The sequence below is a fragment of the Nocardioides sp. NPDC059952 genome, assembly GCF_042730435.1.
GTDB lineage: Bacteria > Actinomycetota > Actinomycetes > Propionibacteriales > Nocardioidaceae > Nocardioides.
Genome location: NZ_JBHWLY010000032.1, coordinates 60592 through 67009, shown reverse-complemented (window position 1 = coordinate 67009; position 6418 = coordinate 60592). Strand labels below are relative to the sequence as shown.

The 6418-nt window shown below is 71.3% G+C and carries 5 protein-coding genes; 2 read left to right on the top strand and 3 right to left on the bottom strand.

Features of this window, described 5'->3' with window-relative positions:
- Both dinB and ACFV9G_RS16200 read left to right on the top strand, forming a co-directional pair.
- On the top strand, positions 1-1175 hold a 1175-nt coding region (gene dinB, locus ACFV9G_RS16205; RefSeq protein WP_378728506.1), incomplete at its 5' end, for a DNA polymerase IV.
- Between the two features lie 145 nt (positions 1176-1320).
- Complete coding sequence (locus ACFV9G_RS16200; RefSeq protein ID WP_378728505.1) at positions 1321-1689, top strand: DUF3040 domain-containing protein; 369 nt, start codon at positions 1321-1323, stop codon at positions 1687-1689.
- 27 nt (positions 1690-1716) lie between these two features.
- Here ACFV9G_RS16200 and ACFV9G_RS16195 read toward each other — a convergent pair whose 3' ends face one another.
- From ACFV9G_RS16195 to ACFV9G_RS16185, 3 genes are read right to left on the bottom strand one after another with little or no spacing between them, the layout of a single operon-like run.
- Positions 1717-4005, bottom strand: coding sequence for a transglutaminaseTgpA domain-containing protein (locus tag ACFV9G_RS16195; RefSeq protein WP_378728504.1), 2289 nt, complete (start codon positions 4003-4005; stop codon positions 1717-1719).
- Positions 4005-5315: a DUF58 domain-containing protein gene (locus ACFV9G_RS16190; RefSeq protein WP_378728503.1), complete on the bottom strand. Its 1311-nt coding sequence runs from the start codon at positions 5313-5315 to the stop codon at positions 4005-4007. The genes ACFV9G_RS16195 and ACFV9G_RS16190 overlap by 1 nt, the downstream gene beginning before the upstream one ends.
- Positions 5316-5336: 21 nt before the next feature.
- Positions 5337-6314, bottom strand: coding sequence for an AAA family ATPase (locus tag ACFV9G_RS16185; RefSeq protein WP_378728502.1), 978 nt, complete (start codon positions 6312-6314; stop codon positions 5337-5339).
- Between the last annotated feature and the right edge of the window lie 104 nt (positions 6315-6418).

Below are 6418 nucleotides of genomic sequence, written 5' to 3'. Positions count from 1 at the left end.
CCCCGATCCTCCATGTCGACATGGACGCCTTCTTCGTCTCGGTGGCGATCCGCCACCAGCCCGAGCTCTGGGACCAGCCGGTCGTCGTCGGGGGACACGCCAGGGGCGTGGTGACCTGTGCCAACTACCCGGCGCGCGCCTACGGCGTCCGTGCCGCCATGCCCGGCTCGATGGCGAGACGGCTGTGTCCTCAGCTCGTCTCGGTCCGTCTCGACTTCGGTGAGGTCGCCGAGGTCTCCCATCAGGTTCGCGAGATCTTCCGCCGCGCCACCCCGCTGGTGGAGGTGGTCAGCGTCGACGAGGCGTTCCTCGACGTGCGGGGAGCGACCAGGCTCTTCGGGAGCCCCGAGGAGATCGCCCAGCGGATCCGCCGCCAGATCGCGGAGGAGCTGAGCATCACCTGCTCGGTCGGCGTCGCGCCCACCCCGAGCGTGGCCAAGGTCGGCAGCCGCAAGGCGAAGCCCGACGGCATCGTGGTCGTCAGGCCGGAGGACGTCCCCGGCTTCCTCCACCCGCTCGACGTCGGTGAGCTCTACGGGGTCGGCCCGAGCACGAGGACCCGGCTGCGGCGGCTCGGCTTCGAGACGGTGGGCGACATCGCCCGCACCCCGGTGCCGACCCTCCACCAGATCCTCGGGTCACGCCTCGGTGGCCACCTGCACCGGCTCGCCACCGGCACCGACCAGCGCGAGCTGACCGGACGGCTGGGCCCCGACCTGCCGGACCGGTCCACCGGCGCCCAGGAGACCTTCGGCCACGACCTGAGCGACCGTGAGGACATCGTCCGCGAGCTGTTGCGCCTCTCGGCCCGCGTCACCCGGCGGATGCGGCGCGCCGGGACGGTCGGCCGCACCGTCGCGCTGACGGTGCGGTTCACCGACTTCACGACCATCTCGCGCTCCCGCACGCTGCCCGATCCGACCGACGTCACCCAGGAGGTGCACGCCACCGCCGTCCGCCTCTACGACGAGCTCGACCTCAGGGGTCGGGCCCTGCGCCTGGTCGGGGTCCGGGTGGAGCATCTGGTCACCCGCGAAGGCACCGACCGGCAGCTGGTGCTCGGCGAGCGGGAGCGTGGCTGGTCCGAGGCCGACCGCGCCATCGACCAGGTCGCCGAACGCTTCGGATCCAGCCTTGTCCGCCGCGCGAGCCTGCTCGATCAGGGCCGGGGTTGACGCAACTGCCTGTTCGGTTGACACAATCGGACTCGGTTGTGCCATGGGGCAGAACGTCAAGGGGCAAGAATTTTCTGGGCTTACTACCGCCTTCAGGGTGGCCAGCCTAGACTTGGAGACACCCCAACAGGACATGGGAGGTACGGTGCCACTCTCGGAAGAGGAGCTTCGCCTGCTCGAGCAGATGGAGCGCGCGCTCTCGGCGGAGGACCCGAAGTTCGCCTCCGCCCTCCGAGGCACGGCCCTGCGCCGTGCCCAACGTCGACACGCGGTCATCGCGGGCATCGTGCTCGCCGGTGGAGTCGCGTTGCTGATGACCGGTGTGATCTCACGGATGTGGATCGTCGGGGTGGTCGGCTTCCTGGTGATGCTGGCCTCGACCTCCGTGCTGCTCACCGCTCTTCGTGGTGCTGCCGCGGTCGAGGAGGACGACGGGGATCACACGCCCCGCACCTCGTTCCTCGACCGGGCCAGCGAGCGCTGGAAGCAGCGCCGCCGCGACAACGACCTCTGAGACAACGACCTCTCAGAGGAACGACCTCTAGGAAGAGATCAGCTCCCGCTCGGACCGCGCAACCGGTCCGTCGGTGGCTGGCACCGGCCGGCGGCGGAAAACCGACGCCGGCCACAGGCGTGCCCGGCGACGGGCACGCCGCTCGGCGTGCTCCCTGAGCGTGGCCGAGACCAGGCGTACGTCGTCCCCGACCGCCACGTCGCCGCGATGCTCGGCGTAGCGGTTGCGCTCGACGGCCGCCACGATCCGCTGCAGCGCGAGCATCGGCTCGCGACCCTGCAGATGCGGGGCCAGGCTGGTGGCCTCCTCCCGCGGTGAACGGGTCCCGGACCAGGGCAGACCGAGGTCGATCGCGGTGTCGCCCACCTCGGTCCAGCCGGCCTCCGCATCGCCTGCGAGCCGAGTGGTGCGCCGCCGGCGCCGGATGACGGCCGGCGCCGCGAGCGCGATCAGTCCGACCAGGGCCACGATCCCCAGACTGGTCCAGACGGCGCCGGCGTTCGACTCCTCGGCGCCGGTGTCGGCGACCTCCGGTGTGTCCGGCTCCTCGCGCTGCGGCCGGTTGGGCACCGGCGCGACGCTCGTGCCGGCGCTGGGAACAGGCGCCTCCGGCTCGTTGCGGGCATTGCTCAGCGCACCCGTGGTGTAGCCGGGTTCGCTGGTGTCGGCGGCCGACGGGGTCGGCTCGAACCGGATCCAGCCGATGTCCTCGAACCACAGCTCGGGCCAGGCGTGCAGGTCGCGGCCGCGGAACTGCCACACGCCGTCCTCGTCCTGGTCGCCGCCCAGGAAGCCGAAGGCGACCCGGGCCGGGATGCCGAGCTCGCGGGCGAGCACGGCCATGGCCGTGGCGTACTGCTGGCAGTAGCCGATCTTGTTGTCGGTCAGGAAGTCCAGCAGGGCCGCGCTGTCGGAGCCGACGTCACGCTCCAGGCTGTAGGTGAATTCGCCGCTGTGGCGGAACCAGTTCTGCAGGGCGACCGCCTTGGCGAACGGCCGGTCCTGGCCGGCGGTCCGCTCCAGGGCGATCTCCTCGATCTCGTCGGGGAGCAGCGGCAGGTCGGTCATGCCCGGTGGGGCGCCGACGCCGGGGTCGCCGGCGGCGAGGAGGCGCTCCTGGGACGGCTCGACGGGAGCGGCGGTCATCCGCCATCTCTGCCCGGCCACGGTCTGGTCCCTGCCCTCGGTGGACATGAAGTCGAGGGTGTCCTCGTCATAGCGCCACGGCCCCCTGGCGGTGACCTCGAGGGGATGGGCGAAGATCGGGAGCCAGGTCGACTGGAACTTGGCGCTCGCCTTCAGCTGGTAGGTCGTGGGCTCGCCCAGCAGGGTCGGGTCGGACATCGGCGGCTCGAAGGTGGCCACCCCGCTGTGGTCGGAGGGTACGTCGCGGTTGCCCGAGGTCCACTCCGTGCCGGTGAACTTGGTCAGGGCCCCGACACGCAGATAGGACGGGGGAGTCTCGGTGTCGCCGTAGACGGGGGTGACGGACACCATCACCTGGTCGCTCTGCCGGCGCAGGTCGTCGTAGAGCCCGACGGTCGGGTTGATCACTCGCAGGGGGCCGTCGCCGTCGCCCGGACCCAGGCCGGGAAGAGAGACGCTCGGGCTGGGCAGCCACGCCGGGGTGAGCAGGGCGATCACGACCGCGGAGACGCCGATGACCGCCGGCCCGGCGGCAGGCGCCACCGGTAGGTCGTCATCGAGGCGACGGCCCCAGCGGCCGAGCTGCTGGGCACGGTCGAGGCGCAGCATCACCAGGAACGAGGTCGCCGTGAGCGCGAAGACGACCCAGGAGACCCCGCCCCAGCCACCTGCGCCGATGATGCTGAACGGCACCGTGAAGACGCCCAGCACCACGAGCCCCATCATCGGCGGCCGCCGTAGCGAGACGGCCAGGATGTCGGCCAGCAGCACTGCCGCGACACCGCCCGGGATGAGGTAGGGCGCCACCCCCGTCCCGGACATCGGCAGGTCGAACGGGTTGAACGCGATGTACGCCTCGGCCATCTCGGCCGTGACCAGTGCCCGGCCGCCGCCGGTGACGGGGAAGGGGTGCTGCACGACCAGGAGACTGGTCGCGATGGTGCCGAGAAGCACCTGCAGCAGGACCACGACCGAGGCGTGCACGCGCAGCAGCCGCGCCGAGATGCCGGTGGCGACCACGAGCAGGCCGGCGACCAGGATCGGGCCGAGGTAGGGGAATCGGCTGGTCGTGAACGAACCCCACGACGACAGGGCGAACAGGACGGTCGCGAAGCAGGTCAGCGGCACCGCCATGGCGGGCACGACGCCGCGCGCGTCTCGGGAGGTCATCATCGCGCTGCTCCCGCTCTCGCTGCCGCTCCTGCTGCGGTGCCCCGGGTGCCGAGCTCGCGCCAGCGCGCGGCCACCGAGTCACCGACGCCGAGCTCGACCGCCTTCCAGCCGTGCTGGATGAGCAGTGGTACGCCGCTGGGCCGCCGTTGCTCGGGTGCCAGATGCACCGCGCTCCAGCCGTCGACGGCGAGCGAGAAGGCGAGCGCGGCCCCGGTGCGATGACGCACCCGGCGAAGCACTCCGGCGTCCTCCTCGTCGAGGGAGCCGAGCACCGCCACGGTGACTCCGCCCTGTCCGGCCTCGCCGACCCAGGAGGCGTCGATGCGGTGGTGCTGCACGGTCTCGACCACGGCGAGCGCCTCCAGCAGGGCCGCCGCGTCCGCCTGACCCTCGCGGTCGTGCCAGCCGGAGTTGAGCTCACCGCCACCGGCCGAAGCGGCGCCGGGGCTGCTGCCCCCGGAGGTCACCAGGCGCACGGAGTAGCCGGCCTCGACCAGGTGCACCGCGACCGAGGCGGCGACCACGACGGCGTGCTCGAACGAGGAGCTCGCTCCCTGGCCGCGGTGGACCGAGCGCCGGTTGTCGAGGAAGACGGTGGCCCGGGCCTGCCAGGGCTGCTCCTCGCGACGCACCATCAGCTCGCCGAGGCGGGCCGAGCTGCGCCAGTGCACCCGCCGCAGCTCGTCGCCGCGACGGTACTCACGCACGGTGACGTCCTCCGCGCTGCCACCGAGGAACGCCCTCGGCCGGGAGTCTCCCGACGAGGTCGCGTTGCCGGTCAGGGGCGTCGAGGGCAACGCGACCACTCTCGGCGTGACCGTGAACGGGACCGTGGACTGGAAGGCGCGATTGAGCTCGACCAGGCCGAACGGGTCGGCCACGGTCACGCGCATCGGGCCGATGTCGAAGCGGCCCCGGATCTCGGATCGGATCTGGTAGCCGAGCTTGTGGCGCCACCCGAACCCGATCCGGTCGACCACGAAGCGAGGGCGCCCACCCAGGGCGTAGGGGACCGTCTCCTCCAGCAGCAGGGTCCCGGTGGGGATCCGGCCCTCGTTGGCGATGGTGAGCTCGACCTTGGCGGGTTGACCGGCCTCGGTCAGGTGCGGCTCGATGTGGCGGACGAGCGCGAGCCGGTAGCGACCCCAGGCGGCGACCACCGCGGTGACCAGCGGCAGCGCGACCAGCAGCATCCCGATCCGGGACAGGGTGGACTGGTCCAGCAGGACCCCGCAGACGATCGAGGTGATCCCGGCGGCCAGGAAAGCCCGGCCTCGCACGGTCAGTCCGGACAGTGCCTCGCGCATGACGGGTGGCTCCCTCGTGGATCAGGCCTGTGGCACCGGCACGTGGGACACGACGGCCTCGAGGATGTCGGTAACCGACCGGCCGTGCATCGCCGCGGAGGCGCTGGGGAGAAGACGGTGGGCAAGGACCGGACCGGTCAGCCTGCGTACGTCATCGGGGAGGACGAACTCGCGTCCGTGCAGGGCGGCATGGGCCTTCGCGGCCCGCAGCAGGTGGAGGCTCGCGCGCGGCGAGGCGCCCAGGGCGAGCTCGTTGTTGGTGCGGGTCGCCGCGGTCAGGGCCACGGTGTAGCGGCGGACCGCCTCCGAGACGTAGACCTGGTTGACGACGCCGACGAGCTTGCGGATCTCCACGGCGTCGGTGACCGGGTCGAGGTCGTCGAGCGGGTTGGCCGCGCTGTGGCTGGCCAGCATCGCGATCTCGGAGCCGACCGGCGGATAGCCGACCGAGACCCGCGCCATGAACCGGTCGCGCTGCGCCTCGGGGAGGGCGTACGTCCCCTCCATCTCGATCGGGTTCTGGGTCGCGATCACCATGAACGGCGACTCCAGCTGGTAGGTCACGTTGTCGACGGTGACCTGGTGCTCCTCCATGCACTCCAGCAGCGCCGACTGGGTCTTGGGCGAGGCACGGTTGATCTCGTCGCCGACCACGATGTTGGCGAAGATGCCGCCCGGGCGGAACTCGAACTCCCGGGTGTTCTGGTTGAAGATCGACACCCCGGTGACATCGCTCGGGAGCAGGTCGGGCGTGAACTGGATGCGGCGGACCGAGCAGTCGATCGAGCGCGCCAGCGCCTTCGCGAGCTGGGTCTTGCCGACCCCGGGCACATCCTCGATCAGAAGGTGTCCCTCGGCGAGCAGCACGGTCAGCGTGGAGTCGACGACGTCGGTCTTTCCTTCGATCACCTTCTCGATGCTGTCGCGAATGCGGCCCGCGACCCGCACCAATGTCTCGATCTCTGCCCCATTCGATGAGGCCTCCAACGGCGTCGTCACGTCGCGTCCTTCCGACTCATCCTGCTTATGGGAACACCGTACGGGGTAGCGCCTACGGGCGTCTGCGGCATTGACCCGACTGTGACCCGCAAGGGGTACGTCGC